The sequence below is a fragment of the Microbacterium sp. SZ1 genome, assembly GCF_002362255.1.
Lineage (GTDB): Bacteria > Actinomycetota > Actinomycetes > Actinomycetales > Microbacteriaceae > Microbacterium.
In genome coordinates this window covers 168,365-193,829 of sequence record NZ_LPVV01000004.1, presented here as the reverse complement: position 1 = coordinate 193,829, position 25,465 = coordinate 168,365, and the positions used below count along the sequence as shown (strand labels likewise).

At 69.6% G+C, this 25,465-nt stretch carries 21 protein-coding genes and 1 pseudogene; 14 read left to right on the top strand and 8 right to left on the bottom strand.

The features are described from left to right. Window positions 1-8: 8 nt before the first annotated feature. Window positions 9-581, top strand: a complete 573-nt coding sequence (locus tag AUC47_RS04405; RefSeq protein ID WP_096713989.1) for a TetR/AcrR family transcriptional regulator — start codon at window positions 9-11, stop codon at window positions 579-581. Between the two features lie 247 nt (window positions 582-828). Further along, window positions 829-1,236, top strand: a complete 408-nt coding sequence (gene mscL / locus AUC47_RS04400; RefSeq protein WP_096713988.1) for a large conductance mechanosensitive channel protein MscL — start codon at window positions 829-831, stop codon at window positions 1,234-1,236. A 232-nt stretch (window positions 1,237-1,468) separates the two neighbouring features. Here the strand turns inward: mscL and AUC47_RS16650 are convergent, their stop codons facing one another. Genes AUC47_RS16650 through AUC47_RS04390 form a run of 3 tightly spaced genes read right to left on the bottom strand, consistent with a single transcriptional unit; the run spans window position 1,469 to window position 4,932 of the window. Beyond that, a complete protein-coding gene (locus AUC47_RS16650) occupies window positions 1,469-1,615 on the bottom strand; it encodes a hypothetical protein (protein ID WP_179297510.1) in 147 nt (48 codons plus the stop codon). Then, complete coding sequence (purL, locus tag AUC47_RS04395) at window positions 1,612-3,945, bottom strand: phosphoribosylformylglycinamidine synthase subunit PurL (RefSeq protein ID WP_096713987.1); 2,334 nt, start codon at window positions 3,943-3,945, stop codon at window positions 1,612-1,614. Before purL ends, AUC47_RS16650 begins: the two co-directional genes overlap by 4 nt. Window positions 3,946-3,984: 39 nt before the next feature. Then, a complete protein-coding gene (locus tag AUC47_RS04390) occupies window positions 3,985-4,932 on the bottom strand; it encodes a helix-turn-helix transcriptional regulator (protein ID WP_096713986.1) in 948 nt (315 codons plus the stop codon). Window positions 4,933-5,030: 98 nt separating this feature from the next. Between AUC47_RS04390 and AUC47_RS04385 the strand changes: the two are divergent. Beyond that, window positions 5,031-5,484 (top strand): annotated as a pseudogene (locus tag AUC47_RS04385) (VOC family protein). 103 nt (window positions 5,485-5,587) lie between these two features. Here AUC47_RS04385 and AUC47_RS04380 read toward each other — a convergent pair. After that, window positions 5,588-6,949 (bottom strand): serine/threonine-protein kinase, encoded by a 1,362-nt coding sequence (locus AUC47_RS04380; protein ID WP_096713985.1) that lies wholly within the window; start codon window positions 6,947-6,949, stop codon window positions 5,588-5,590. Window positions 6,950-7,150: 201 nt separating this feature from the next. Between AUC47_RS04380 and AUC47_RS04375 the strand changes: the two genes are divergently transcribed. Genes AUC47_RS04375 through AUC47_RS04365 form a run of 3 tightly spaced genes read left to right on the top strand, consistent with a single transcriptional unit; the run spans window position 7,151 to window position 9,373 of the window. Then, window positions 7,151-7,378, top strand: coding sequence for a DUF2188 domain-containing protein (locus AUC47_RS04375; protein ID WP_096713984.1), 228 nt, complete (start codon window positions 7,151-7,153; stop codon window positions 7,376-7,378). Beyond that, window positions 7,378-8,142, top strand: a complete 765-nt coding sequence (locus AUC47_RS04370) for a 3-keto-5-aminohexanoate cleavage protein (RefSeq protein WP_256999440.1) — start codon at window positions 7,378-7,380, stop codon at window positions 8,140-8,142. Before AUC47_RS04375 ends, AUC47_RS04370 begins: the two co-directional genes overlap by 1 nt. 46 nt (window positions 8,143-8,188) lie before the next feature. Next, entirely contained in the window at window positions 8,189-9,373 is a 1,185-nt protein-coding gene (locus tag AUC47_RS04365) for a MalY/PatB family protein (protein ID WP_096713982.1), read from the top strand. 91 nt (window positions 9,374-9,464) lie between these two features. Here the strand turns inward: AUC47_RS04365 and AUC47_RS04360 are convergent, their stop codons facing one another. Further along, on the bottom strand, window positions 9,465-10,460 hold the full coding sequence (locus tag AUC47_RS04360; RefSeq protein WP_096713981.1) for an NAD-dependent epimerase/dehydratase family protein: 996 nt from the start codon (window positions 10,458-10,460) through the stop codon (window positions 9,465-9,467). A 2-nt stretch (window positions 10,461-10,462) separates the two neighbouring features. Then, window positions 10,463-11,794 (bottom strand): MFS transporter, encoded by a 1,332-nt coding sequence (locus tag AUC47_RS04355; protein ID WP_096713980.1) that lies wholly within the window; start codon window positions 11,792-11,794, stop codon window positions 10,463-10,465. Window positions 11,795-11,924: 130 nt separating this feature from the next. Here AUC47_RS04355 and AUC47_RS04350 point away from each other — a divergent pair, with 130 nt between their 5' ends. After that, window positions 11,925-14,228 carry an FAD-dependent oxidoreductase gene (locus tag AUC47_RS04350; protein WP_096713979.1) on the top strand — a complete coding sequence of 768 codons (2,304 nt, stop codon included), beginning with the start codon at window positions 11,925-11,927 and terminating at the stop codon, window positions 14,226-14,228. Between the two features lie 27 nt (window positions 14,229-14,255). Next, the gene (locus tag AUC47_RS04345) at window positions 14,256-15,035 is read left to right on the top strand and encodes an IclR family transcriptional regulator (RefSeq protein ID WP_096713978.1); all 780 of its coding nucleotides are present in this window, start codon (window positions 14,256-14,258) and stop codon (window positions 15,033-15,035) included. A gap of 116 nt (window positions 15,036-15,151) precedes the next feature. On the opposite strand, the gene AUC47_RS04340 is transcribed toward AUC47_RS04345, so the two are convergent. Both AUC47_RS04340 and AUC47_RS04335 read right to left on the bottom strand, forming a co-directional pair. Beyond that, window positions 15,152-16,927: a class I mannose-6-phosphate isomerase gene (locus tag AUC47_RS04340; RefSeq protein ID WP_096713977.1), complete on the bottom strand. Its 1,776-nt coding sequence runs from the start codon at window positions 16,925-16,927 to the stop codon at window positions 15,152-15,154. A 105-nt stretch (window positions 16,928-17,032) separates the two neighbouring features. Next, on the bottom strand, window positions 17,033-18,046 hold the full coding sequence (locus tag AUC47_RS04335; protein WP_096714196.1) for a LacI family DNA-binding transcriptional regulator: 1,014 nt from the start codon (window positions 18,044-18,046) through the stop codon (window positions 17,033-17,035). 194 nt (window positions 18,047-18,240) lie between these two features. On the opposite strand from AUC47_RS04335, the gene AUC47_RS04330 reads away from it, so the two are divergent. The 6 genes from AUC47_RS04330 (at window position 18,241) to AUC47_RS04305 (ending at window position 25,389) form a co-directional block, all read left to right on the top strand. Continuing rightward, window positions 18,241-18,789, top strand: coding sequence for an ABC transporter substrate-binding protein (locus AUC47_RS04330; RefSeq protein WP_143740702.1), 549 nt, complete (start codon window positions 18,241-18,243; stop codon window positions 18,787-18,789). Further along, window positions 18,729-19,484: an extracellular solute-binding protein gene (locus AUC47_RS04325; RefSeq protein ID WP_096713975.1), complete on the top strand. Its 756-nt coding sequence runs from the start codon at window positions 18,729-18,731 to the stop codon at window positions 19,482-19,484. The genes AUC47_RS04330 and AUC47_RS04325 overlap by 61 nt, the downstream gene beginning before the upstream one ends. 5 nt (window positions 19,485-19,489) lie before the next feature. Further along, complete coding sequence (locus tag AUC47_RS04320; protein WP_096713974.1) at window positions 19,490-20,386, top strand: carbohydrate ABC transporter permease; 897 nt, start codon at window positions 19,490-19,492, stop codon at window positions 20,384-20,386. Continuing rightward, window positions 20,383-21,204 carry a carbohydrate ABC transporter permease gene (locus AUC47_RS04315; protein WP_218838200.1) on the top strand — a complete coding sequence of 274 codons (822 nt, stop codon included), beginning with the start codon at window positions 20,383-20,385 and terminating at the stop codon, window positions 21,202-21,204. The genes AUC47_RS04320 and AUC47_RS04315 overlap by 4 nt, the downstream gene beginning before the upstream one ends. A gap of 39 nt (window positions 21,205-21,243) precedes the next feature. After that, window positions 21,244-22,185 (top strand): ROK family protein, encoded by a 942-nt coding sequence (locus AUC47_RS04310; RefSeq protein ID WP_218838199.1) that lies wholly within the window; start codon window positions 21,244-21,246, stop codon window positions 22,183-22,185. Between the two features lie 84 nt (window positions 22,186-22,269). Then, window positions 22,270-25,389 (top strand): glycoside hydrolase family 38 C-terminal domain-containing protein, encoded by a 3,120-nt coding sequence (locus AUC47_RS04305; protein ID WP_096713973.1) that lies wholly within the window; start codon window positions 22,270-22,272, stop codon window positions 25,387-25,389. Window positions 25,390-25,465: the final 76 nt, after the last annotated feature.

Sequence of the window (25,465 nt, the reverse complement as noted above, 5' to 3'; positions counted from 1 at the left end):
CTGAACACGTGGTGAACGAGCATCGGAGCGGGCCCGTGCGCAGCACGGCTGCTCGCGAGGCGATCCTCGATGCGACGGCCCGGCTCTTCCACAACCGCGGCTACGACCGCCTCACGATCGAGGGGATCGCCAAAGAGGCCGGTGTCGGCAAGCAGACGATCTATCGATGGTGGCCGTCTCGCGGTGCGCTGATCGGCGAGTGCCTCGCGGAGGGGAGGCTGATCCCCGTCGACTTCGTCGTGCCCGACACCGGTGATCTCGCCGCCGACGTCGAGACGTGGCTGCGCAGCGTGCTGTCGATCCTCGACGCTCCCGAAGGCGGCGCGCTGCTGCGCTCGCTCGTCGCGGCGGCGACGGAGGATGCCGGGGTCGGCGCCCACCTCGGCGAGAGCCTCGGGGTGGAGAAGTACCTGAATGAGCGGCTGCACGGCGGCATCCGCGACGGGCAGCTCGCCGCCGACGCTCCGGTGGAGCAGCTCGGGCGGGCGATCCTCGGGGCCATCATCGTGGAATCACTCGGACGCGAGCAGCACGACACCGCCGCGGTTGTGCAACTGACGCGCTTTCTGTTCTCGCGCTGAATCCCTTCTCGGTCGGCCATCATGCGGTGGCGCAATATACCGAGATGAAATCAACGCGTTCGCGCACCATCATTTTCCGAAAAAGCGCGCGATCGAGCGGTTGTTCACACAATTCGGCCGGCAACTGTGAACGCGGAATGCGCTTGAATGTCGGGCATCCGATCGTGCATCGTGCGACGGACGTCATCGGGGCATTCGTCTCGCCACTTCCTTCTCGGCTGGGGCCGATTTCTGCATTGGGGACACCATGATCAAGGGATTCAAGGATTTCATCGCACAGGGCAATGTGATCGACCTCGCCGTCGCCGTCGTCATCGGCTCCGCGTTCACGGCCATCGTCAACGCGGTCGTCGCGAGCGTCATCACTCCGCTCGTGGGACTCGTGTTCGAGGCCGACGCCAGCGGAGAGTTCGGACCCAAGCTCACGAACATCTACGGCAACGAGGTCACCTTCCCGCTGGGCGACCTGCTCTCGGCGGTCATCGCGTTCTTCGCGGTCGCGCTCGTCGTGTATTTCGTCTTCGTGCTGCCGATGAACACCTGGAAGGCCCGGCAGGCGGCACGCAAGCCCGCGGTCGTCGAGGTCATCGCGCCGACCGAGGCCGAGCTTCTGGTGGAGATCCGCGATCTGCTGCGCGAGGGCGCAGCACGCTGAGACAGACGCGGGACTCCCCCGAGTCCCGTCGATCGTCGAGGACCGGTGCCGGCGCCGGGCCTCGATCGTCGGCCGCACTCCCCGTAGGGCGCGGTCGACAAGAGGCTCAGTACGGGACCGAGCCTATTCCGGTGACGAGACCTCCCCTCGGAACCGGAGAGGGGTGGCCGCTCGGGCGGTCACCCCTCATCCGTGTCCTCGAGGGTGTCCCGTCGCGGATGAACTCCGGGGATCAGCCGAGGAGCAGCGTGATCACGGTCGCGCCGCCACCGCCGAGCAGCAGAGCCACGATCACGACCCACGCGACCACGCGGATGCGGCGATTGCGGCGCTCGCCCAGGTCGCCGTAGTCGTCGTCGGGGCGGCTCAGCTCGCTCATGCGCCGACCGGCTCCGCGACGGTCGGGCCGAAGGCCGCGGGCAGCGTGGCCTGCGAGCGCTCACGGATCTCGGCGACAGGGATCGTGAACACGTCCTGCACCTCGAGCTTCGCATCCTGGCCGTCTGTGACGCCGATGCGGGCGACCGGGTAGTTCCGGCCCTCGCAGAGACCGCGGAACTTCACGTCGTCCTCGCGTGGCACGGTCACGATCACGCGACCGGTCGACTCTGAGAACAGCGCGGATGCGGCATCCACTCCGTCCCGCTCGATGATCTCGTTCAGCCAGACGCGCGCGCCGACGCCGAAGCGCGAGACGCCCTCGGCGAGCGCCTGCGCGAGACCGCCCTCTGACACGTCGTGCGCCGACGAGATCAGCCACTCGTCGCGCGCCGCCGCGAGCAGACCGGCGAGGCGCTTCTCGCCCGCGAGGTCGACCTTCGGGGGCAGCCCGCCGAGGTGCTGGTGCACGGTCTCGGCCCACGCCGAACCCGAGAGCTCCGTCGACGTCGTGCCGAGCAGGTAGATGTTCTGGCCCTCGTCCTGCCATCCCGACGGGATGCGGCGCGAGACGTCGTCGATGATGCCGAGCACGCCCACGAGCGGGGTCGGGTGGATCGGCACGTCTCCGGTCTGGTTGTAGAACGAGACGTTGCCGCCGGTCACCGGGGTCCCGAGCTCGTAGCATCCGTCCGCGAGACCGTCGACGGTCTGGCCGAACTGCCACATGACCTCGGGGTTCTCGGGGGAGCCGAAATTCAGGCAGTCGGTGATCGCGGTGGGGACGGCGCCCGTGACGGCGACGTTGCGGTAGGCCTCGGCCAAGGCGAGCTGCGCACCCGCGTACGGGTCGAGCTGGCAGTAGCGGCCGTTGGCGTCGGTCGAGATCGCGAAGCCCAGGCCCGACTCCTCGTCGACGCGGATCATGCCGGCGTCGTCGGGGAACGCGAGGGCCGTGTTGCCGAGCACGTAGTAGTCGTACTGGTTGGTGATCCAGCGGGTGTCCGCCAGGTTCGGCGAGGCCACGAGCGCGAGGAACTGCTCGCGCAGCACGTCGGGGTCGTTCGAGCGCGGCAGGTTCTCAGCGGCATCCGCCTGGAGTGCGTCGATCCACGTCGGGTAGGCGACCGGGCGGTCGTAGACCGGGCCGTCGACCGCGACGGTCGAGGGGTCGACGTCGACGATGCGCTCGCCCTGCCAGTCGATGATGAGGCGTCCGTCGCCGGTGACCTCGCCGAGCACCGAGGTCTCGACCTCCCACTTGTTCACGACGGCCATGAACGCGTCGAGCTTCTCGGGAGCGACGATCGCCATCATGCGCTCCTGCGACTCCGACATGAGGATCTCCTCGGCCGTGAGCGACGGATCGCGAAGCAGCACGTTGTCGAGCGAGACCTTCATGCCGCTGTTGCCGTTGGCCGCGAGCTCGGAGGTCGCGCACGAGATGCCGGCCGCGCCGAGATCCTGAATGGCCTCGACGAGCTCGCCGCGGTACAGCTCGAGGCAGCACTCGATGAGCACCTTCTCGGCGAAGGGGTCGCCGACCTGCACCGCGGGGCGCTTGGTGGGTCCGCCGTCGGCGAAGGTGTCGGAGGCGAGGATGCTGGCGCCGCCGATGCCGTCGCCGCCCGTGCGGGCGCCGAAGAGCACGACCTTGTTGCCCACGCCGGTGGCGTTCGCGAGCTTGAGGTCTTCGTGGCGGAGCACGCCGACGGCGAGGGCGTTCACGAGGGGGTTGGCCTGGTAGACGGAGTCGAAGACCGTCTCGCCGCCGATGTTCGGCAGGCCGAGGCAGTTGCCGTAGAAGCTGATGCCGCTCGTCACGCCGTGCACGACGCGGGCGGTGTCGGGGTGGTCGATCGCACCGAAGCGCAGGGCGTCCATGACCGCGACCGGGCGGGCGCCCATCGAGATGATGTCGCGGACGATGCCCCCGACGCCGGTCGCCGCTCCCTGGAAGGGCTCGATGAAGCTCGGGTGGTTGTGGCTCTCCGCCTTGAACGTGACGGCCCAGCCCTCGCCCACGTCGATGACGCCCGCGTTCTGGCCCATGCCGACCATGAGGCGTTCCTTCATCTCGTCCGAGACCTTCTGGCCGAAGCGGCGCAGGTAGTTCTTGGAGGACTTGTAGGAGCAGTGCTCCGACCACATGACCGAGTACATCGCCAGCTCGCCGGAGGTGGGGCGGCGACCGAGGATCTCCTTGATGCGGGCGTACTCGTCGTCCTTGAGGCCCAGCGCCGCGTAGGGCTGCTCCTTCTCGGGAGTCGCGATCGCGTTCTCGACGGAGTCGGGGACGTGCTTGTGGGCAGGTGCAGGGGCGGTGGTCACGCGCACTCCTAGGGAAGGGGCCGGCGGGGCGACCCCAGTCTACCGGGGGGATGCCGCGGCGAAGCGCGCCGCGAGTGTGCGGGCGGCCTCCGCCAAGGCAGCCGGACCCGCGACCGTGAACGGGGCGTCGAAGCGGGTCACGGCGGCGAGCACGCCCACCCACGACCACGACCCGACCGTGACCCGGCACGATCCGTCGTCGACGGGATCGACCGAGCCGTCGGCGCCGATCCAGGGTGCCACTTCGCGTGCCGGGAGCTCGATCACGACCTCGCCGATGCAGGGCCAGCGGTCGTCGGCATCCGACCCCTTGGCTCGCGCGGCGAGGTAGGTCTGCGCGTCCTGCGCGGGGAGCGGACGCGGAGTGAACGACGGGCCGGTGGGGATGCGCGCGGTCATCCGATCGAGGCGGAAGGTGCGCCAGTCGTCGGCGTCGAGGTCCCAGGCGAGCAGATACCACCGGCCCTCGCGGGCGACGACGGCGTGCGGCTCGGTGCGCCGGGGCGGTCGGTCGGCCCGTCCGTAATCGAAGCGCAGCACGAGGTGGTCGCGCGCCGCGGCGCTCGTCGCTTCGAGCACAGCGGGGTCGACGCGCACGTCGTTCGCGGATCCGGAGAAGCGGATGCCGTCGATGCGGTGCCGCAGCCGTGAGGGCATCACCTGGCGCACCGTCGCGAGGGCCCGCACCGCCGCTTCGTCGACATCGACGCCGCTCGCGGGGATGCTCTGCAGGGCGACGGCGATCGCGACGGCCTGCGCGTCGTCGAAGAGGAGCGGGGGCAGCTCGGATCCGGCATCCAGTCGATACCCGCCGTCGGGGCCCTTGATCGCCGTGATGCGGTAGCCGAGCTCGCGCAGACGGTCGATGTCGCGGCGGATCGTGCGCGGGGTGACCTCGAGGCGATCGGCCAACACTGCGCCCGGCCAGTCGCGCCTTGCCTGCAGGAGGGACAGCAGCGACAGCATCCGCGATGAGGAGCCCGACATGCCTCCATTCTGCTGCGAGAAGCGGACCGAAATTGACCTCTACTGCTGTGATCGTGGTTCTCATCGGCATCCGCCGCACTCATCGACAGGAGAACGTCATGACCGTCACCACCACCACCCACCTGAACTTCCGCGGCACGGCTCGTCAGGCGCTCGAGTTCTACGGCGCGGTCTTCGCCGCCGACGTCACGATCGCGACTTACGCCGACTTCGGGATGCCGGCCGACGCGCCCGGCTCCGACCGCGTCGTATTCGGGCAGGTCGCGAACGCCTCCGGGTTCCGCCTCATGGCCTACGACGTGCCGGGCGCCGACGAGGCCGAGTCCGTCGCCGGGACCACCCGCCGTGAGAACGGCGTCACGCTCACGGATCGGACGTTCTTCCAGTCGCTGCAGGCCGGAGTCGCTGGTCGAACTGCAGGGCTGCTGGGTTGCCCTGGCCGACGGCGCGCAGGTCATCGAGCCCCTCGCCGCGTCGGCGTGGTCGGCCGGATTCGGAATGCTGACCGACCGGTTCGGCGTGACCTGGGTGCTCGACGTGCGCGGGGCGTGAGCCTCACGCCTTCGGTTGGCACCTCCTGCGGGAATTCCGCGTGGATTCCCGCAGGAGGTGCCAACTGAACGGGGGACGGGGGGCCGGGGCGGGGGGCCGGGGGTCAGTCGTCGTCGCCCTTGTGGCCTGGACCCTTGTTCCCGTCGCCGGGCTTGTCGGCGCCGTTGTTGTTGCCCGGGCCCTTGTTCTCGTTCTTCGCCGGCTGGTCGACCGCCGGCTGGTTCACGATCGGTTCCTGATCGGTCGGCTCGCTCACGACCACCTCGACGGGAGCCTCGCCGGAGTCGTCGGGCGCGATGACGGTGCGCTCGGCGAAGGATGCCGCGAGGCGGCCGCCCTCGGCGACGGGCGGGTTCCCGGCCACGAAGCCGGTGACGAGTCCTCCGGCGACGACGACCGCGGCGGCTGCGGCGATGCCGGCGACGGCGCGCGGGTTGCGACGGCGGCGTGCAGAGGCTGCGGAGTCGAGGACGGCGGTGCGGTCGGTCGGCCGTTCCGCAGGAGCGGCGGCGGCAGCGGCGCCTGCGGCGCCTGCGCTGGCGTCAGGAGAGGCGGCGGCATCCGCCCCCGCGGCATCCGCCCCCGCGGCGATCCCGGCACCAGCAGCGGGCACGACAGCGGTCGGAGCCTCGCCGCGCATGAGCGCTCGGGCGGCGCGGGCGACCTCGCGCGCGGTGGGGCGTTCGGAGGGCTCGAGGCGTGTCATCCGCTCGAGCAGTTCGCGCCATTCCTCGGGCACGCTCGCCGGGATCGTGGGCGGGTTCATGAGCCGGGCGACGGCTGCTCCGCGCCCGGTGCTCATCGCCGGGTAGGCGGGCTCGCCGGTGAGGGCTTCGATCAGCATGAGGCCCAGCGAGAAGACGTCGACAGCTGTGCCGGGCTCGGCGTCGCGCAGCTGCTCGGGTGCCATGTAGGTGAGGGTGCCGAGCACGATCCCGGGCGAGGTCAGGCGGGGGCTGCCGACCGTGCAGGCGATGCCGAAGTCGGCGAGCTTGGCGGTCCACGGTCCGCCGCCCGGATCGCGGGCCAGCAGCACGTTCGACGGTTTGACGTCGCGGTGCACGATGCCCGCTCCGTGGACGATCGACAGTGCCTCGGCGACGTCCCGGGCGACGCGGGCGACCTGGCGCGCACGCATCGGCCCTGTGCTCATGCGGCGGGCGAGGGTAGGGCCCTCGACGAACTCCATGACGAGATACCGCGGGCGACCGGGGATCAGCTGCGCGTCGTAGAGCGTGACCAGTGCACGGTGATCGACGGCCGCGAGCAGTGCCTTCTCGTTGTGAGCCCGCTCGGCAGAGGAGGCGTCCTCATCCTCGTGGATCATCTTGATCGCGACGACGCGCTCGAGGTGGGTGTCCTCCGCCCGGTACACGGTCGCCATGCCGCCCCGACCGACCCGCTCCTTGAGCACGTAGCGGCCGTCGAGCAGCGCCTCAGTGGGCGACATCACCTCGAGGCTCATCGGGCGCTCCACGCAGCGGTCTTCGGGTCGGGCATGACATGACCGTACGGTCGTGGAATCGCCCCGTCATCGCCCTTGACGTGACGCGGGATGTCTGCATCGCGAGGCCGTCCCCATCGTCGAGAACCGCGGATTCTGTCAAGCCCCTCCTGCCGTGTCCCAGCCCTCGCGTAGAAAAGAGGGGACGGAGAGGACATCCCCATGGCTGCAGGAGACATCGAGACGTTCCAGCGCGACGGCATCTGGTTCAACCGGATCGAGGGGGAGTCACGCACTCTGGGGAACAGCTTCGAGACGCAGGAGGAAGCGGTGCGGGTCGGGCGCGGCGCGGCGACCGCACGCCAGGTCGCGCACAACATCCGCACCGAGGAGGGCCCGTCCGACACCGGAGGGCTGCATCAGTTCCACCCGCGGGAGCTCATGAACTGATGTCCGCGCCTGGTGACGCGGGGTCTGTCGATTCAGGACGGATGCTGGTGCAGGCGTGCATCAACGGCGCGCGCGAGCTCACCCAGCATCCGCGGCTGACAGCCGATGCGACGCTGGCCGCCGCGGATGCGGCGCGGGCGGTCGCGGCCGGCGCGCGGGAGATCCACGTGCACCCGAAAGACGCCGCGGGGCGCGACTCGGTGGCACCCGACCATGTCGCGGAGTGGGTGAGCGCGCTGCGCGCGGCGTGCCCCGGCATCCCGATCGGCGTGACGACCGGCGCCTGGACGGAACCCGACGTCGAGCGCCGTATCGCGGCGATCGAGGCCTGGACAGAGCTGCCCGACTACGCCTCGGTGAACTGGCACGAGGCGGGTGCCGATGAGGTCGCGGTGGCGCTGCGGCGCCGGGGCGTGGGTGTCGAGGCGGGCATCTGGGACGGCACCGGCTTCGAGGTCTGGCGGGACTCCGCTGTCCGCGCGGAATGCCTCCGTGTGCTGATCGAGCTGCCCGACGAGGCCGCCGATGTCGTGCGCACCCATGCCGAGGGCCTGATCGCGCATGTGCGGGCGGAGGATGCCGAGGTGCCGATCCTGCTGCACGGCGAGGAGCGGTCGGCCTGGCCGGCGCTCGTCCTTGCGGCCGAACTCGGACTCGACACTCGCATCGGGCTGGAGGACACGCTCGTGCTCCCCGACGACCGCACCGCTTTCGACAACGCCGCGCTCGTGCGTGCGGCGATGGCGCTCGTCGCCCCGGCATGAGCACGTACGGTGCGGGAGATCGGCCCGTGGCCTAGAGTCGAGCGACGTGAACCACCCCGCGCGCCAGACCCCGCATCCCTTCGACTCTCGGACCCGATTCGATCTCGATCGTCCCGAGAGCCGCAAGTGGAGCCTGCACCCGGGCAGCATCGGCGCGTGGGTGGCCGAGATGGACTTCGGCATCGCGCCCGAGATCGCCGCAGCACTCCACCGCGCGATCGACGAGGAGACGCTCGGATATCTGTCGCCGCCGCTCGCGGCCGACCTCGGAGCGGCCACCGCCGAGTGGATGCGCGACGAGTACGGCTGGACGGTCGACCCAGAGCGCGTGCATCCGGTCTCGGACGTGATGGCCGCCCTCCGCGTCGCCGTAGAGGAGTACGCGCCGGCCGGATCGCCGGTGATCGTGCCGACCCCCGCGTACATGCCGTTCCTCACCTACCTGCCGTCGATCGGGCACTCCGTGATCGAGGTGCCGGGCGTCGAAGTCGACGGACGCTGGCACCACGACCTCGACCGCATCGACGAGGCCTTCGCCGCCGGTGCGCGCACTCTCGTGCTGTGCAACCCGCACAACCCGACCGGCACCGTCGTCGACCGCGCCGAGCTCGAGGCGATCGCCGAGATCGTCGAGCGGCACGGCGGGCGGGTGTTCGCCGATGAGATCCACGCGCCGCTGCGCTTCGACGCACGCCCGTTCACTCCCTACGCCTCGCTGTCGGAGGCGACGGCCGCGCACACCGTCACCGGCACGAGCGCGTCGAAGGCGTGGAACATCCCCGGACTCAAGGCGGCCCAGCTCGTGCTGTCGAACGACATCGACCAAGAGCAGTACCGGCGCTTCGGATTCTCGGTGCAGCACGGAGCCTCGACGCTCGGAGTCGTGGCGTCGACCGCGGCGTACCGCTCGGGGCGACCCTGGCTCGACGATGTGCTCGCCTACCTCTCCGACTCGCGGCGCACGCTCGGCGAGCTCATCGCCGAGCACCTGCCCGGTGCGGTCTACCGCGAACCCGAGGCCACCTACATCGGCTGGATCGACACGCGCGCGCTCGGCATCCAGGGCTCGCCCGCCGGGTTCTTCCGTGAGCAGGCGGGCGTCGTGCTCACCGACGGCGCGCTGCTCGGCCACGGGTACGAGGGCTTCGTGCGCGTGGTGTTCGCGACGCCGCGGCCGATTCTGGCCGAGGCGCTCGCCGCGATGGGGGATGCCGTCCGCGCATCGCGCTGACGAGCCGCCGCCCGGTCGTCGAGCGAGCGGAGCCCCGCCGGGTCGTTGAGCGAGCGGAGCGAGACGAAACGCGGTTCCCTCCGCAGACCGCCTACGCCCGCGCCGCCTCCGCGCGCTCCCGTCGAGCCGCGACGGCGGCCTCGATCATGTGCGCCTCGTCGTACTCGGGCCGGAAGCCCAGCAGCTCCCTGGCCTGTGCGTTGCTGGTCGTGTACGACGGTGCGGTGTCGGGCAGGATCAGCGTCGTCGTGGGCAGCCCTGCGGCATCCGCCAGACGCGCGGCGAACGAGCCGAGGTCGGTCGAGGAGTCGGGCCCGAGCCCGACGACCTCATGGCCGGACGTGTCGCCTTCGAGGGCCAGCACGACACCCCGCGCGAGATCGGGCGCGGCCATGATCCCCATGGTCGTCGGGGTGCCGTCGGCGCGCGTGGCGACGATCACGGTGTCGGCCTCATCGTCGGCGAAGCCGCGGAGCTGATCGGCGACGAACGCGTTGCCTGCGGCATCCTCCTTCGCGAACCGTGCCTTCGCGAAGAAGCGGGGGCCGGAGAAGAACGACGTCGGATCGAGCAGCTCGGCCGGATGCTGTGTGTGCGAGAACCGCAGCACCACCGTGCTCCAGTCCAGGGTGCGGCCGGCGAACGCGACAGTCTCTTCCGCGAGCACCTTGCTGAGTCCGTACCAGGTGCGCGGAAGGCGCGGATGCTGCTCGTCGAGCGGCTGGTACTGCGGTGCGTTCTCGGGATAGACCTCGCCGGTGCTCGCGAGCACGAACCGCCGCACCGCCGACCCGGTCAGCGCGCGGACGAGCGCGAACGTCCCGGTGACGTTGGCCTCGTAGACCGCCTCGGCATCGGCGTCGTTCCACGACATGAAGGCTCCGAGGTGCGCCACGGCCTCGGCATCGGCCAGTCGTGGATCGCGAGGCGCGAGCTCCGTGAGGTCGGTCACGATGTGTTCGACGCCGGGGATGGGCTCGGTTGGTGCGACCCGGTCGAGACCGATCACGGCGTGGCCGCGTTCGACGAGCTGTGCGGCGACGGTCGATCCGACGCGTCCGGAGGCTCCGGTGACGACGATGCGCATGGTCAGCCCTTCTCGATCAGCGGGCTCTTCGCGGTCTCACGAGCACCGATCACCACGACGAGCGTGATGACGGCGGCGCCCATCACGTAGAACGCGGGAGCGTAGGTGTTACCGGTCCACGAGATGAGGCTCTGCGAGAACCAGGGCGTGATGCCCCCGAACGCGGCGACCGAGATGTTGTACGCGATCGCCATCGAGCCGTAACGGATGTTCGTGGGGAAGAGCTCGGCCATCGCGGCGCTCATCGCCCCGTCGTAGGCGGCCATGAAGACGCCGAGGATGATCATGGCGACCACGGCCGCGAGGAACGCTCCCGAGCCCATGAGCATCAGCGTGGGGTAGGTGAGCACGATGAAGCCGGCGGCGCCGATGATCATGACGGGCTTGCGGCCGATGCGGTCGCTGAGCAGGCCGAACAGCGGCACGAGGATCATGATGGCCGCGAGCCCGATGGTCGTCACGGCGTAGGCCGTCTGCTGGTCGAACTTCAGGTCGGTCTGCAGGTACGAGGGCATGAAGGTCTGCAGGATCCAGTGTCCGACGGCCTTGAGCACGACGAAGCCGACGCAGAAGAGCAGCGCCTTCCACCAGCGCGAGATCGAGGTGCGCAGCGGCTTCGCGGTGACCTCGCCCTTCTCCTTGATCTTCTGGAACTCCGGGGTGTCCTCGAGCTTGAGTCGCAGGTAGAGACCCGCCGCGCCCAGGGGCAGCGCGAGGGCGAACATCGCCCGCCAGCCCCAGTCGTTCAGGGCGTCGGAGCCCAGGGTCGCGGTGAAGAGCAGCACGAGACCGGAACCGGCGACGAACGCCGCGAAGCCGAACACGTCGACGAAGCTCGACACGAATCCGCGGCGGTTGCTCGGCGCGTACTCGGCGAGCAGGGTGGTCGCTCCGCTGCTCTCGCCTCCGGCCGCGAAGCCCTGCACCAGCCGGACGATCACGAGCAGGATCGGCGCGACGAGACCGATCGCGTCGTACGTCGGCAGGATGCCCATGATGAACGTCGCGCCCGAGGTGACCATGATCACCAGGCCGAGCGTGGTGCGGCGACCGATGCGGTCGCCCATGGAGCCGAAGAAGAGTCCGCCGATCGGGCGCATGATGAACCCGGCCGCGAAGACGCCGAACGACGACAGAAGCGCTGCCTGCGGGTCGCCGGTCTGGAAGAAGTGCAGCGCGATGACGGTGGCAAGGGTGCCGTAGAGGCCGAAGTCGAACCATTCGACGAAGTGGCCGACGCCGGCTGCCGTGATGACCTTGCGCATGCGCCGGCGGCGCTCGTCGTCGGTGAGAACCGCGGTGCCGACGCCGTCGGCGGTGTCAGTGATACCCATTACGCGTCCTTGAGTAGAGGTGGTGGGGACACCACGATCGTAGCGTCTGATGAGAAGCTACTACCGCTGAGTGGTAATCTGCAACCTCTGAACGGTAAAGTCTGATGAGTCGAAGCGACGAGGAGGTCCGATGATCAAGGCGGAGAGCCGGGTGGACGTGGTGGTCGTCGGCGGGGGGCTCGCCGGGACGTGCGCGGCCATCGCCGCAGCGCGGATGGGTTCGCGCGTCGCGCTCATCCAGAACCGGCCGGTACTCGGGGGCAACTCCTCGAGCGAGGTGCGGGTGTGGGTCGTCGGCGCCACGGCGCACGGCACGCAGCGGTTCGCCCGCGAGACGGGGATCGTCGGCGAGCTCGTGCTCGAGAACCAGTACCGCAACCCCGAGGGGAACCCCTACTACTGGGACCAGGTGCTGCTCGACGGCGTGCGGTCTGAGCCGAACATCTCGCTGCACCTCAACACCGACGTCCGCGAGGTGCGCATGCACGACACCCGACCAGGCGAGGCGCCGCGCATCGCCGCCGTGGTCGGCTGGACCATGGGCAGCGAGATCGAGACGGTGTTCGAGGCTCCGGTCTTCCTCGACTGCTCGGGTGACGGCCTCATCGGCCACCTCGCCGGCGCCGGCTACCGCGTCGGCCGCGAGTCTCGTGCGGAGTTCGACGAGCCCTGGGCGCCCGAGGTCGCCGACGACGAGCTGCTCGGCAGCTCCCTCTTCTTCTACACGAAGGATGCCGGGCGGCCGGAGCGCTTCGTGCCCCCGCTGATCGCGAAGGACATCCGCGAGACGCCGATCGTGCGCAACCGCATCATCCGCACCGGCGACAACGGCTGCGACTACTGGTGGATCGAGTGGGGCGGACACCTCGACACCGTCTCATCGAATGAGCAGATCCGCGACGAGCTGTGGTCGATCGTCTACGGCATCTGGGACTACATCAAGAACTCCGGCGAGTTCGACGCCGATCGGCTGACGCTGGAGTGGGTCGGCGCGATCCCCGGCAAGCGCGAGTACCGGCGGTTCATCGGCGACTACACGATGACGCAGCACGACGTGCTGGAGCAGAGGTCGTTCGATGACGCCGTGGCCTTCGGCGGCTGGTCCATCGACCTCCATCCCGTCGAGGGCGTCTACGCCGAGAAGGCGGGGGCGCTGCAGCGCTACAGCGACGGCATCTACCAGATCCCGTTCCGGAGCCTCTACTCCCGCGACGTCTCCAACCTGCTCTTCGCCGGCCGCAACATCTCGGCGTCGCACATCGCATTCGGCTCCACCCGCGTGATGGCCACCTGCGCCACGCAGGGGCAGGCCGTCGGCACGGCCGCCGCACTGCTCGCCCGCGATGGACTCACGCCCCGCGACCTCGCCGGGTCGCACCGGGGCGACCTGCAGGCGGCGCTGCTGCGCGAGGACGCCCCGGTGTTCGGCGTCTCCGCGACCGACGCCGACGACCTCGCGCAGACGGCGACGGTCACGGCGTCGAGCGCGCTCGCCGAGGTGTCGACCCGAGCGCACCGCACGGCCGACACGCTGCCGCTCGATCGCGACATCGCCGTGATGGTGCCGGTCGATCCGCGGATCGAGGGGGTCGAGCTCGACGTCGTGGCTGACGCAGACACCACCCTCCGCGTGGAGCTGTGGAACACCGGCAAGCCGCAGAACGCCGTGCCCGTCGAGCGGATCGCCCAGGTCGAGGTGCCCGTCACCGCGGGCGCGGACTCCGTCCTCGCCCCGCTCGCCTGGCATCCGGAGAGCCCCGCGAACGCCGTCGTCATCGTGCGCGCCGACCCGCACGTCTCCCTCGTGCTCACGGACGAGCGACCCTATGGCGTGCTCGCGATGGGCGCGAAGCGCGCCGACGACGCCGCGTTCGATGACCACATCCCCGACGCCGATCACCAGCTCGTCACCGACTGGAACGCCCGGATGCTGCGTCGCCGCAGCGTCTCGCTCCGCGCGCTCGGCGAGACTCGCGCGTGGTCAGCAGACAAGATCGTCGACGGCAGCAACCGGCCCTACGGCGGCCCTCGTATGTGGTCGTCGGAGCGGGTGGATGCCGAGGCGCTCGCCGTCTCGCCGGAGTGGATCGAGCTGCGCTGGTCGGAGCCGGTCGCCGCGGCATCCGTCCGTCTCGTGTGGAACGACGACGTCGACGAGGATCTCATCAACCTCCACCACCACCGCACCGAGTTCACCGTGATTCCCGAGCTCGTCGCCGACTACGAGGTGCAGGTGCAGGTCGACGGCGCGTGGCTGACGGTCGCCGCGGTGACCGACAACAGGCACCGGCACCGCATCCACGACTTCGCGCGGCACGAGATCGAGGCGGTGCGGGTGCGCGTGAGCCGTACGAACGGCTACGCGTACGTGACGCTGAGCAGCGTGCGCGTGTACGCCGAGCAGAGCGGGCGCGATGTCGCACTTCCCTGGTGAGGCGCGGTCGTAGGGGAGACTGGGGGCATGGCGGCGGAAGTTCAGCAGGGAGTCGGCCGGGCGGCGGCGGTGCTCGAGGCGATCGCGAGTGCGACGGGCGGGCCGCCCCGTGCCTCCGACATCTCGCGCGCGACCGGTCTCGGCGCGTCGACGATCGCCCGCATGCTGACCACTCTCGAGGAGCTCGGCTACGTCTCGAAGGTCGACAACGGCTACGCGATCGGAGCGGAGGTCATGTCGCTCGCGAGCCGCGGTCTCAACCAGTACCCGATCCATCGCGAGAGCCGCACGCCGGTGCAGGAGCTCGCGCAGCGCACCGGCTTCAGCGCGAATGTGGCCGTGCGCGTCGGCGACAAAGCCGTGTACCTCTCGCACGCCGAGGGCGAGCTCGCGCGCAAGTCGCACACGATGGTCGGACTCGGGCAGCCTCTGCACGCCTCCGCGCTGGGTAAGTGTCTGCTGCTGGGACTTTCCGCGCAGGAGCGACGCGAGCTGCTCGGCGACGAGCTGCCGAAGTTCACCGTCAACACGATCGGCGACCACGACGCGCTCGACGCCGAGCTCGACCGCGTCGCCCGCGACGGGTACGCGACCGAGGATCAGGAGTTGGCCCTGGGGCGGCTGTGCGTCGCCGCGCCCATCCGCGACGCGACCGGACGGGCGGTCGGCGCCATCTCGCTGTCCGGCCGCCTCACGATGATGCGCGACCACGGACTCGACCGGCTGCAGGAGGACGTCGTCGAATCCGCCGACCGCATCAGCGTCGCCCTCGGCCTCATCTCGGCGGTGCCTCCGACCGCCCGGTGAGCCGGCCTCGCGGGCCCATCCCCTCCGGCCGTTGAGCGAGCACGGCGGAGCCGAGCGAGACGAAACGCGGTGCCCTCCGCGGAAAGTCTCACCCCGACCCCTCCGCCGAGATCCGATCACACGGCGGTGCCCCGCACGGAGGCTTTCACGGTCGCGCACTCGGCACCGACACCCGCGCCGTGCGGACGGATCGTGTACGCGCCGACGGCCGCCGGAACGATGAAGGTCTCGGCGTAGTGCACGACGAACGGTTCGAACGCATCGGTGGGCGATTCGACGATCGCCTCGGCTCCCTCGACGAGGTTCAGCACGTTCACCGTCCCGGCCGTGTGATGGGGCACTGGGTCCGTGAACCAGTGGCGGCGCACCTCGATGAACTCGAGTCCGTGCAGACCGGTGCGCTCTTCCCGCCAGCCGTCGCCCTCGGTGATCGGCTCGACCTGATCGATGAGATTCTCGTCTGTCCACGCGGTGTCGCGCTCCCACTGGATGTTCGCGAGCGCGTGATCGAGGTGGATCGGTCGGGGCACGCCGTCGAGGCCCACGCGGTCCCAGTCCCACATCTTGAAGGTGAAGATGTACGGCGTCGCCGAGATCTCGAGCACCATGGAGTTCGCTCCGGAGCAGTGCACGGTGCCGGCGGGGATCGAGAAGTGGTCGTGCTTCTTCGCCGGGTAGGTGTTGACGTAGTCCCCGGCGGGGAACGAGATCTCACCGCCCTGCGCGCGGGCCAGGTCGGCGGCGAGCCGTTCCCGGTCCACCCCGGTCTTGAGTCCGAGGTACACGACGGCATCGTCATCGGCATCCAGCAGGTAGTAGCTCTCGTCCTGCGTGTACGCCATGCCGAAGCGGTCGCGGATGTACTCGGTGAGCGGATGCACCTGCAGCGAAAGGTTGCCGCCGCCCATCGTGTCGAGCAGGTCGAAGCGGATGGGGAACTCGGCCCCGAAACGCGCGAACGTGCGCTCACCGAGGAGTTCCCTCGGGTGCGAGAACACCAGGTCGATCGACGGGATCTGGAAGACGCCGTCGCCGTCGCTCAGCAACAGGCTGTTCTCCTCGGGCACGCCGTCGAACGACCAGGCGTAGTTGGCCTCCGACGCGTCGAGGCCGCAGACCTGCTTCATCCACTGCCCGCCCCAGACGCCGGGATCGAAGTACGGCACGACGCGGAACGGCCGGTGGGATGCCGCGGCCAGCGCACCGCGGAAGGCGTCGCCGGTGATGAGGGTCGCGTCTCCGACCCGGTTCGCGTCGATGATGAAGTCCGCGGTGTCGAACAGGGGTCGCTTGTGCCGGTCGGCGGCGCGCCACTCGAGGAAGAAGCCGCGCTTGATCTTGCGCAGCGGATCCTCGTCGGCGTTCTCGGCGTGCCAGTTCGGCATGCCGCGGCGGTAGCGCAACTGGATCTCCCACCGCGCCATCTCGACGAGCACCGTCACGTCGGGGCGCGTGAGGGCGGCCGCGCCCCAGCCGAGCACCACGGTCGGAGCCGCGCGGTGCTCGACCCGGTCGCGCAGCTCGTCACGCTTCGCCGCGTCGTAGAAGGCGTCGATGGTCGCGTGCGACATGATCCCGAACACTCGATCGTCGGTGAGGGTGTGCGCGAATCGCGCAGCCAGCTCGGATGCCGGCAGCGCCGCCGACTCCACGTCGACGACCTCGAACCCGGGGAGGCCGGTGCGGATCTCGTCGGCGAGCGCGGTGAGGTCGGTACCGGGATAGGCGTCGATCGCGATGAGGGCTCGATCGCCCGCAGGCTCCGCGGCGTCGCGGATCGCGCGCCAGACGTCGGCACCGTGACGGATCGCCTCGCCCGGCGGAAGTCCGATCACGGGATGGCGGTCGTAGGAGGACGTACGCTCACCGGCGCGCGCGGGGGTGTGGGGCATCGCTGCAGCCTTTCGTTCCGGATGCCGACGCGGATGCCGAGGAGGCCCCGCGCTGATATCGTTATCAACGTACATTACGTCCAGCGGAAGCGCATCACGCGGACCTCACGCCCGGAATCGCGTGGGCAGCTCGACCAGCTGCGGCTCGCTGTCGGGTGCGGTGAGACGCTGCATCATCATGCGGGCGGCCGTGCGCCCGAGCTCGCGCGGATCGTGCTCGATGACCGAGAGGTCGAAGGGCACGAGGCCCGACAGCTCGAAGTCATCGAAAGCCACGATGCGCATGCCCGCGGCGAGCTCGGGGTGCTCGGCAAGAGCGCGGAGAGCGCCGATGGTGTTGCGGTTGTTGGCGCTGAAGACCGCCGTCGGCGGATCGTCGCTCGTCAACAGCTCGACCATGACGTCGTGCGCGGCCGCATCGTCGTTCTGGCCGGCCCGCATCAGAGCGGGGTCGATGGCGACGTCGGCCTCGCGGTGCGCCCGCTCGAAACCGAGGCGCCGCCGCCGACTGGTGAAGACCGAGGCCCGGTTCCCGAGGAAGGCGATCCGACGGTGCCCCCGGGCGAGCAGTGACGCCGTGCCGTCTCGCGCTCCGTTCTCGTCGTCGACGAGCACCACATCGGCGGTCACGCCGTCGACCTGGCGGGAGGCCAGGGCGAGCGGCATGCCGGCAGCCACCGCCGTGCGCAGGTGCGTGACGTCGCCGCCGGCCGGGACGACGATGAGTCCGTCGACCTTCCGGCCGATGAAGTCGTTCACCAGTGCGCGCTCGCGCTCGATGTCCTCGCCGCTGTTGCCGACGAGCAGGAGCATGCCGTCGGCGGTCACGATCTCCTCGACGCCGAGCTGCACCTGCGCGTAGTACGGGTTCGCGACGTTGGTGATGATCACGCCGATCAGGCCGGTGCGCTGACCGGGTCGGAGGCTGCGGGCGTTCTCGTTGCGGCGGTACCCGAGGGCGGCGGCCGCATCCAGCACCGCCTGCACCTTCTCGGGCCGCACATTCGGCCCGCCGCTGAGCACTCGCGACACCGTCATCGGCGAGACCCCGGCCGCTGCGGCGACGTCCTGGACGGTGGGAGCGGCGGAGCCGCGATTCTTCGCAGGACGACCGGTCATGCCGTCATGGTATCGATACATTCGCGTCGGTTCGGGTAACGCCGAGCGACCGGCATCCTGCCGCGAGATGCGCCCGACGACTTGCGCTGGATCGCTTGCCCTCGTCTTCTCGACCGTGTTACAGTCCGATTCTGATAACGATATCAACCCGATGATCGCGATACCGATCCTCGACCCGAACGAAGGAGTTCCGTGTGAAGTTCCCGCGAAGAATGATCGTCGCCACGGCGGCGCTCGTGACCGTGGCATCGGTCGCCGGGTGCGCCGGCTCGACTGCCGGATCATCGACCGATCTGCAGTTCGTCACCGACAAGAGCTGGGACTTCGAGAAGTTCTCCGCCGTGTCGAAGGACGACATCGACGTGTCGCTCGACCCGGCGTACTACGCCGACCAGAACGCGTTCCAGGCGTTCATCAAGCAGTCCTTCCGATCGAACAAGGCGCCGGGACTCTTCACCTGGCACACCGGTTCGTCGCTTGAGGACCTCGTCTCGGAGGGACTCGTCGCCGAGACCACCGACATCTGGGAGAAGGCCGTCGCCGACGGCGACATCAGCGAGTCGGTGAAGGACCTCTACACGATCGACGGCAAGCAGTACTGCACCCCGATCAGCGTCGACGACTGGGTCATGTACTACGACAAGCGCACGTTCTCCGAGCTCGGCCTCGAGGTGCCCACGACGTGGGACGAGATGATGACGGTCGCCGACACGCTCGTAGACGCCGGCATCGCACCGTTCTGAACTCGGGCGGCAATCCCTGGGCGTTCGTGTGGTTCCAGATCCTCACGGCGGGCACCGACGTCGAGCTCTACAACGACCTCGTCTCGGGTGAGGCGAAGTTCACCGACCCCGAGGTCGTCGACATCATGAACGTCTGGCTCGACATGAAGGAGAAGGGCTACTTCTCCGACCCGGGTTCGAAGACTCCGGGCGAGACGCAGATCAAGGACCAGGAGGTCGCGATGATCCCCTTCGGCACCTGGTACGCGAGCACGCTCGACACCGTCGGGCTGGAGAGCGGCACCGACTGGGGCGTGTTCCCCATCCCGAACGTGAACCCCGAGCAGGAGGTCATTCCGGTGGCCATCGAGACCGCCCCCGCCTGCGTGCCCGAGAAGTCGGCGCAGCGCGAGCTCGGGCTCGAGTACTCGGAGTGGTGGATGGGCACCGACGCGCAGACCGCGTGGTCGGAGCAGCAGGGCAACCTGCCGTTCAATCCGAACGCCACGGCCGCGACTGAGGAGTTCCAGAAGATCGGCGAGGAGTACACCGACCCGAAGTACACGTTCTACCTGCGCTATTACGAGGCGGCCCCTGCGCCGATCCTCACCTCGTCGCTCGACCAGTTCACGGGATTCATGACGAACCCCGGTGACCCGATGCCCTTCTTGGAGGGGATCCAGGCCACGGCGGACGAGTACTGGAGCGAGCATTGAGTCGGATGCCGGCTCATACCGCGCGGCAGCGCGACGCCTGGGCCTTCATGGGCCCGGGCGTCGCGGTGGTCATCCTCGCGCTGTACGTCCCGGTGCTGTACACCGTCTACCTGAGCTTCACCGAGTACGACGGTCTCGGCGACCCCGAGTGGATCGGCGTCGAGAACTACGTGGAGATGTTCCGCGACCCGGCGATGCTCACCTCCATCCTCAACACCCTGGCCTGGGTCGGCGGCACCCTGCTCGTGCCCGTGGGACTCGGCCTCCTCGTGGCGTATCTCGCGTACGGGCTGCCCGGCGCCGCGTGGCTGCGCGTGCCGTTCCTCATCCCCTACGCACTCTCCGGCGTGGCCGTCGGCGTCATCTTCTCCTTCGTCCTGCAGAACGGGGGAGCGCTGTCGCAGGCGCTCGCGTTCCTCGGGCTGCCCGGATCCGAACTGCGGTGGCTGCAGGATGCGCCGCTGAACACCGTCGTCATGATCCTCGCGGCGTCGTGGCAGGGCGTGGGGGTGAACGCGCTTCTTTTCACTGTCGGACTGCAGTCGATCCCCAAGGAGCCGCTGGAGGCGGCGAAGCTCGACGGCGCGGGAGGGTTCCGGCTCTTCGGCTCGATGGTCTGGCCCCTGCTGCGACCGACCACGACGATCGTCGTCGGGCTCTCGATCGTGAACAGCCTCAAGACCTTCGACATCGTGCAGTCGATGACCCAGGGCGGCCCCAACCGGGTGTCCGAGACGCTCGGTGTCACGATGTACCGCGAGACGTTCCTCAACAACGAGTACGGCATGGGCTCGGCCGTGGCCATCTTCCTCACGGTCGTCACCGTCGCGGCATCCGTCATCTACCTGCGCCGTCAGCTGTCGCTCGGCGACAGCGCACCGAAGGGAGCGCGCCGCGCATGATCTCGAAGATCCTCCGCTACGGCATCCTCATCGCCATGGGCATCGTGTGGCTCCTTCCGATCTACCTGCTCCTCGCGAATGCGGGCAAGGTGACCTCGGAGTACTCCGGATCGCGACTGTGGGAACCGGGCAACCTCGGGAGTCTGTGGACCAACATCGTCGATGTCTTCACGACGACCGACGTGCCGTCGGGCCTGTTCGTCACCCTCGTCTACGCCATCATCGCGCCGTTCATCGCGGTCGTGCTCGGCGCGGCCGTCGGCTACGCCGTGATCGCGCTGAAGCTCAAGCACGGGTTCTTCTGGTTCTTCGTCATCTTCTGCGGCACGGTGTTCCCGCTGCAGCTCATGGTGATCCCGCTGTTCGCCGCCTACTCGCAGGTCGGGCTCTTCGACACCGCGGTGGGCATGATCCTCATCTACTCGGTCGTGTGCCTGCCGTTCTCCGCGTTCGTGATGCGCAACTTCTTCGCGGGCATCGCCGAGTCGGTGTTCGAGGCGGCCGTCGTCGACGGCGCGAAGCCGTGGCGCATCTTCACGCAGATCTATCTGCCGATGTCGCGCAGCGCCCTCGTCGTCGTCTTCATCCTGCAGGCGACCTGGGTGTGGAACGACTTCCTCCTCGCGCTCATCCTCACGCAGAGTTCCGAGACCCGTCCGGTCATGCCCCTGCTGCAGGCGCTGCAGTCGGTGCAGGGCGGAGGCTCGGCGTTCACGGTGCTGCTGACGGCGGCGCTGCTCGTCTCCATCCCGACCGCTCTGCTGTTCATGTTCACGCAGCGCACGTTCCAGCGCGGTCTCGCTCTGGGGCAGTACTGACCGATGCCCGTCCCGACGCAGGATGCGAGAGTACGAGCGATGAGCGACGACGCGCGGGAGACGACGGGGATGCCGGAGGCGACGCTGTGCGGCGTGATCGAGGTCGGCGGGAGCCACGCGACGGCGGCGACCGTCGAACTGCTCGGGTCGGCGGCACGGATCGTGGACTCGGCTACCCGAGCTCTCGACCCCGCTCTGTCGGCGGACGAGCTCCTCGACGGGTTCGTCGCACCGGCGCGGCGACTCACGGAGTCGCTCGTGACTCGGTGGGTCGTCGCGATGCCCGGCCCGTTCGACTACGAGCGAGGCATCGGAATCTTCGGCGACGTCGCCAAGTTCGACGCGCTCCGGGGCATCGACGTGCGCGAGGGCATGGCTTCACGTCTCGGCCTCGCGCCCGATCGTGTCTCCTTCGTGAACGACGCCGCCGCCTACGCCCTCGGGGAGTGGGCGTTCGGCGCCGACACCCGGGCTTCCCGTCAGGTGTGCGTCACGCTCGGCACCGGAGTCGGCTCGGCCTTCCTCGATCAGGGCCGGATCGTGACCGGCGGTGACGGCGTCCCGCCCGACGGCTGGGTGTACCCGCTGGAGTTCGAGGGGCGACCCCTCGAGGACACGATCTCGACGAGGGCCATCGTCGCCGACTACGAGCGCCGCACGGGCCGATCCTGCACCGTGAAGGAGATCGCGGGCGAGGCGGCGGATGGGCAGGCGGATGCGGCGGCTGTGCTCGACCGCGCGATGGGCGCCCTCGGACGGGCTCTCGCGCCGTGGCTCGCGTCGTTCGGCGCCGACCGTCTCACCGTCGGCGGCTCGATGGTGCGCTCCTGGCCGGTGCTGGTCGGCGCCCTCCGCGACGGGCTCGCGCAGGGTGGCGCCCCGGGCCGGCTCGACGTGACCCCGTCGCGGCTCCTCGACGCCGCCCCGCTCCTCGGTGCCGCGCACTGGCTCCGTGCCCACGACCTTCCCGCCTCCGCATGACCGCGGCAGCGCCCCACCGATCCCCCATCGACCGACCCCCCTTCCGACTGATCCCCCGCACCTCGACCCCTGGAGCATCCGATCATGAAACCGTCCCTGATCTCCGCCAGCCCGTGGACCGGAGAGGAGGCCCGCGAAGGCCTGCTCGAACGGGCGACCGCCGCGGTGGCCACTGTCGGCTCGCACACCGTCCGCGTCATCCCCGAGCCGTTGCAGCGGCAGGCGCGCGGGCAGAGCGCTCGCAGCGTCCGCGTGGCGATCGAAGGCGATCGCGCGCCCGACGCCGACGCGCTCGACGTGCAGATCGTCGACGCGGAGGGCCGTTCTCTCGGCCTCGATCGGGCGACGGCTCCGGCAGGATCCGTGCGCGTGCTCGTACCGGCATCCGCCGACCCCATCGATGTCGTCGTGCGCGTGCCCGACCTCGGGCACGAGACGATCTCCGTGCGGCTCGACGGCGTCCGCCCGTGGAGCGTGCACGTGGTGCATCACTCCCACTTCGACTTCGGCTACACCGATCCGCAGGCCGCGGTGATCGCCAATCAGCGGTCGTACCTCGACTCGGCGGTGGAGCTGATCCACCGCACCGCCGACTGGCCCGAGGAGTCGCGCTTCCGCTGGAACGCGGAGGCGCTGTGGTCGTTCGACGACTGGGAGCGCCACCGCACTCCGGCCGAGATCGAGGAGCTCGTGCGCCTGGTGAAGGACGGGTCGATCGGGCTGAGCGCGATGCCGTACAACCTGCACACCGACACGTGCTCCACCGACGAGCTGCACGAACTGCTCGCCTCGGCGCGTCGGATCCGCGACCAGTACGGCATCTCGTTCCGCAGCGCGATGCAGACCGACGTGCCAGGACAGGTGGCGGGTCTCCCCGACGCGCTCTCGGACCTCGGGGTGCGGTATCTCGCGGTCGCGCACAACTGGGCCGGCCGTTCGGAACCCCACCGCAACGGTGGCCTCGACAATCCCCGGATGTTCCGCTGGCAGTCGCCGGCGGGCAAGTCGGTGCTCGTGTGGATGACCGACAGCCCGCACGGACTCGCCTACATCGAGGGACCGATGGTCGGGTTCACCGAGTCGTTCGAGACGCTGGAGACCGTGTTCTCTGCCTACCTCACGTCGCTGTCGACGAAGGGCTATCCGTTCCCTCCGGGTGTGTTCGGCGCGCACGGCGAGGACGACCCCGGCCGTCAGCCGTACCCGTGGGACGTGCTGCACGTGCGCACGCAGGGTTTCATGGGCGACAACGGCCCGGCTCGACTCCACCTCTCCGAGCAGGTGCGCCAGTGGAACGAGACCTGGGAGTACCCGCGACTGCGCGTCTCGCGCAACGAGGACTTCTTCGAGGAGGCCGAGGCGCGCTACGGCGATGAGCTCGTGACCTTCGAGGGCGACTGGGGCGACTGGTGGGTCGAGGGCGTCGGCTCGGGGGCCGTGCCGCTCGCGCTCGCCCGCGAGGCCCAGGCCGCCGCCCCCGTCGCGCGCTCCATCTCGCAGCTGTCGCGGTGGAGCGGTGGCGACCCGGTCGCCTCGGAGGGAGCCGACGCCCGCGCGGCGTACGAGGCGATCTCGATGTTCAACGAGCACACCTGGGGAGCCAGCAACTCCTGGACCCACGGTGACGAGGGCTACGACTCGGGCGAGCGGCAGTGGCAGTGGAAGGTCGGGCACGCGATCGCCGCGCACCAGCGCACGGTGGACGCGACCGAGCTGGCGCTGCACCATCTCGGTCAGGCTGTCGCGCCGGCGGAGGATGCGCTCGCGAGCTACGTCGTCGTCAACGTCGCCGGTCATGTCCGGTCGACCACCGCGCGGGTGCTCGTGAAGGAGTCGCAGGTCGCGCTCGACGCGCACTTCTCGGTCGTGGATGCACGATCGGGAGACGTCGTGCCCCACACCGTCGAAGACCAGGGCAACTCGCTGCACCGCGAGTCGGGGCGCTGGATCACCTTCCCGGTCGCCGACGCACCCGAGGTCGGGTGGGTGCGGTTCGACCTCGTGGCCGCGGACGAGCCGGCCGCGGCACCCACCGAGCATCCGCTGCAGACCGGACGCCGGGAAGACATCCTGGTCCTCGAGAACGAGCATCTGCGGGTCGAGGTCGACGACCGCCGGTCGGTCATCCGCTCGCTGGTCGAGAAGTCGACCGGCCGTGACTGGGTGAACGGCGACTCGTTCGCCGGATTCAACGGCTACGTCTACGACACCTACGGCAGCTCGGGGGCCGGAGTGAACCACCTCGCGAACAAGCTCTCGGTCTCGCCGCGGCTCGAACTGCTGGCCTCGCGCACCGTCGGTCGGCCGGCCGTCGTCGTGGAGCGCGTGGACGACGTGATCGAGCAGCGGCTCGTGTACGAGTTCCCCGCCGACGGCGTGGACGCGGTGCGGGTCACGCTGCGTCTGCGGCACGGCGATCCGACGCTGCTGATCGAGAACCGCGTCAGCAAGCCCGTCACACGGGTCAAGGAGAGCGGGTACTTCGTCTTCCCGTTCGCCGCGGCCGACCCCGTCGTGCGACTCGAGGTCTCCGGAGGGGTGACCGGCGACGGCATCGCCCATATCCCCGGTGCGCCTCAGCACATGCGGGCCATCCGCAACTGGGTCACGGTCGCCGACGGCGCCGACGCGGTCGCCTGGGCGACGAAGGATGCTCCGCTCGTGCAGACCGGGGCGATCGCGTTGCCGTACTCGCCGTTCCCCGCCAGCACGTCGCCGGACGAACCGTCGACGGTGATCTCGTGGTTCCACAACAACGTGTGGGACACGAACTTCCCGATCGAGCAGGGGTTCACCGCGACGTTCTCGTACGCCATCGGCGTGCGGGCGGTCGAGTCGCAGAGCGTCGAGGCGCTGGCCGTGTCGACCACATCCGCGGTCGCGCGACCCCTGCTGGCCATCCCTGCCGCTGGTCGAGGGGCGGCGGAGCCCACCGCCTCGATCCTGCACGTCGACGACGATCGCATCGCCGTCATCGGCGTCGGGGCGGCCGACGAACCGGGGTGGTCACGAGTGCGGCTGCAGTCGTTCGCCGACGAGCCGGCGCGGGTGCGGATCGCCCTCGCCGGGACGGATGCCGCGCGCCGCACGACTCTCCTCGGCGACCCGGTCGGCGACCTCCCGGTCGACGACGGCGGCGTCGTGCTCGAGCTCGCGCCGTTCGAGACGGCGGCGGTCGAGGTGCGGACTTCCTCCGCTCGGTGAGCGACGTCGGCGGGCCGGGTTCCCCGCCGGGAGGTCCCACCCTGTAGATTAAATATAACTAATCGGGTGAGGGGGC

What these genes read in the sequence shown, in the direction of transcription:
- mscL (WP_096713988.1), top strand. Translation starts at nt 829, where the DNA reads ATGATCAAGGGATTCAAGGATTTCATCGCACAGGGCAATGTGATCGAC.
- AUC47_RS16650 (WP_179297510.1), bottom strand. Translation starts at nt 1,615, where the DNA reads ATGAGCGAGCTGAGCCGCCCCGACGACGACTACGGCGACCTGGGCGAG.
- AUC47_RS04390 (WP_096713986.1), bottom strand. Translation starts at nt 4,932, where the DNA reads ATGTCGGGCTCCTCATCGCGGATGCTGTCGCTGCTGTCCCTCCTGCAG.
- AUC47_RS04380 (WP_096713985.1), bottom strand. Translation starts at nt 6,949, where the DNA reads ATGAGCCTCGAGGTGATGTCGCCCACTGAGGCGCTGCTCGACGGCCGC.
- AUC47_RS04375 (WP_096713984.1), top strand. Translation starts at nt 7,151, where the DNA reads ATGGCTGCAGGAGACATCGAGACGTTCCAGCGCGACGGCATCTGGTTC.
- AUC47_RS04370 (WP_256999440.1), top strand. Translation starts at nt 7,378, where the DNA reads ATGTCCGCGCCTGGTGACGCGGGGTCTGTCGATTCAGGACGGATGCTG.
- AUC47_RS04360 (WP_096713981.1), bottom strand. Translation starts at nt 10,460, where the DNA reads ATGCGCATCGTCGTCACCGGAGCCTCCGGACGCGTCGGATCGACCGTC.
- AUC47_RS04355 (WP_096713980.1), bottom strand. Translation starts at nt 11,794, where the DNA reads ATGGGTATCACTGACACCGCCGACGGCGTCGGCACCGCGGTTCTCACC.
- AUC47_RS04350 (WP_096713979.1), top strand. Translation starts at nt 11,925, where the DNA reads ATGATCAAGGCGGAGAGCCGGGTGGACGTGGTGGTCGTCGGCGGGGGG.
- AUC47_RS04345 (WP_096713978.1), top strand. Translation starts at nt 14,256, where the DNA reads ATGGCGGCGGAAGTTCAGCAGGGAGTCGGCCGGGCGGCGGCGGTGCTC.
- AUC47_RS04340 (WP_096713977.1), bottom strand. Translation starts at nt 16,927, where the DNA reads ATGCCCCACACCCCCGCGCGCGCCGGTGAGCGTACGTCCTCCTACGAC.
- AUC47_RS04335 (WP_096714196.1), bottom strand. Translation starts at nt 18,046, where the DNA reads ATGACCGGTCGTCCTGCGAAGAATCGCGGCTCCGCCGCTCCCACCGTC.
- AUC47_RS04320 (WP_096713974.1), top strand. Translation starts at nt 19,490, where the DNA reads ATGCCGGCTCATACCGCGCGGCAGCGCGACGCCTGGGCCTTCATGGGC.
- AUC47_RS04315 (WP_218838200.1), top strand. Translation starts at nt 20,383, where the DNA reads ATGATCTCGAAGATCCTCCGCTACGGCATCCTCATCGCCATGGGCATC.
- AUC47_RS04310 (WP_218838199.1), top strand. Translation starts at nt 21,244, where the DNA reads ATGAGCGACGACGCGCGGGAGACGACGGGGATGCCGGAGGCGACGCTG.
- AUC47_RS04305 (WP_096713973.1), top strand. Translation starts at nt 22,270, where the DNA reads ATGAAACCGTCCCTGATCTCCGCCAGCCCGTGGACCGGAGAGGAGGCC.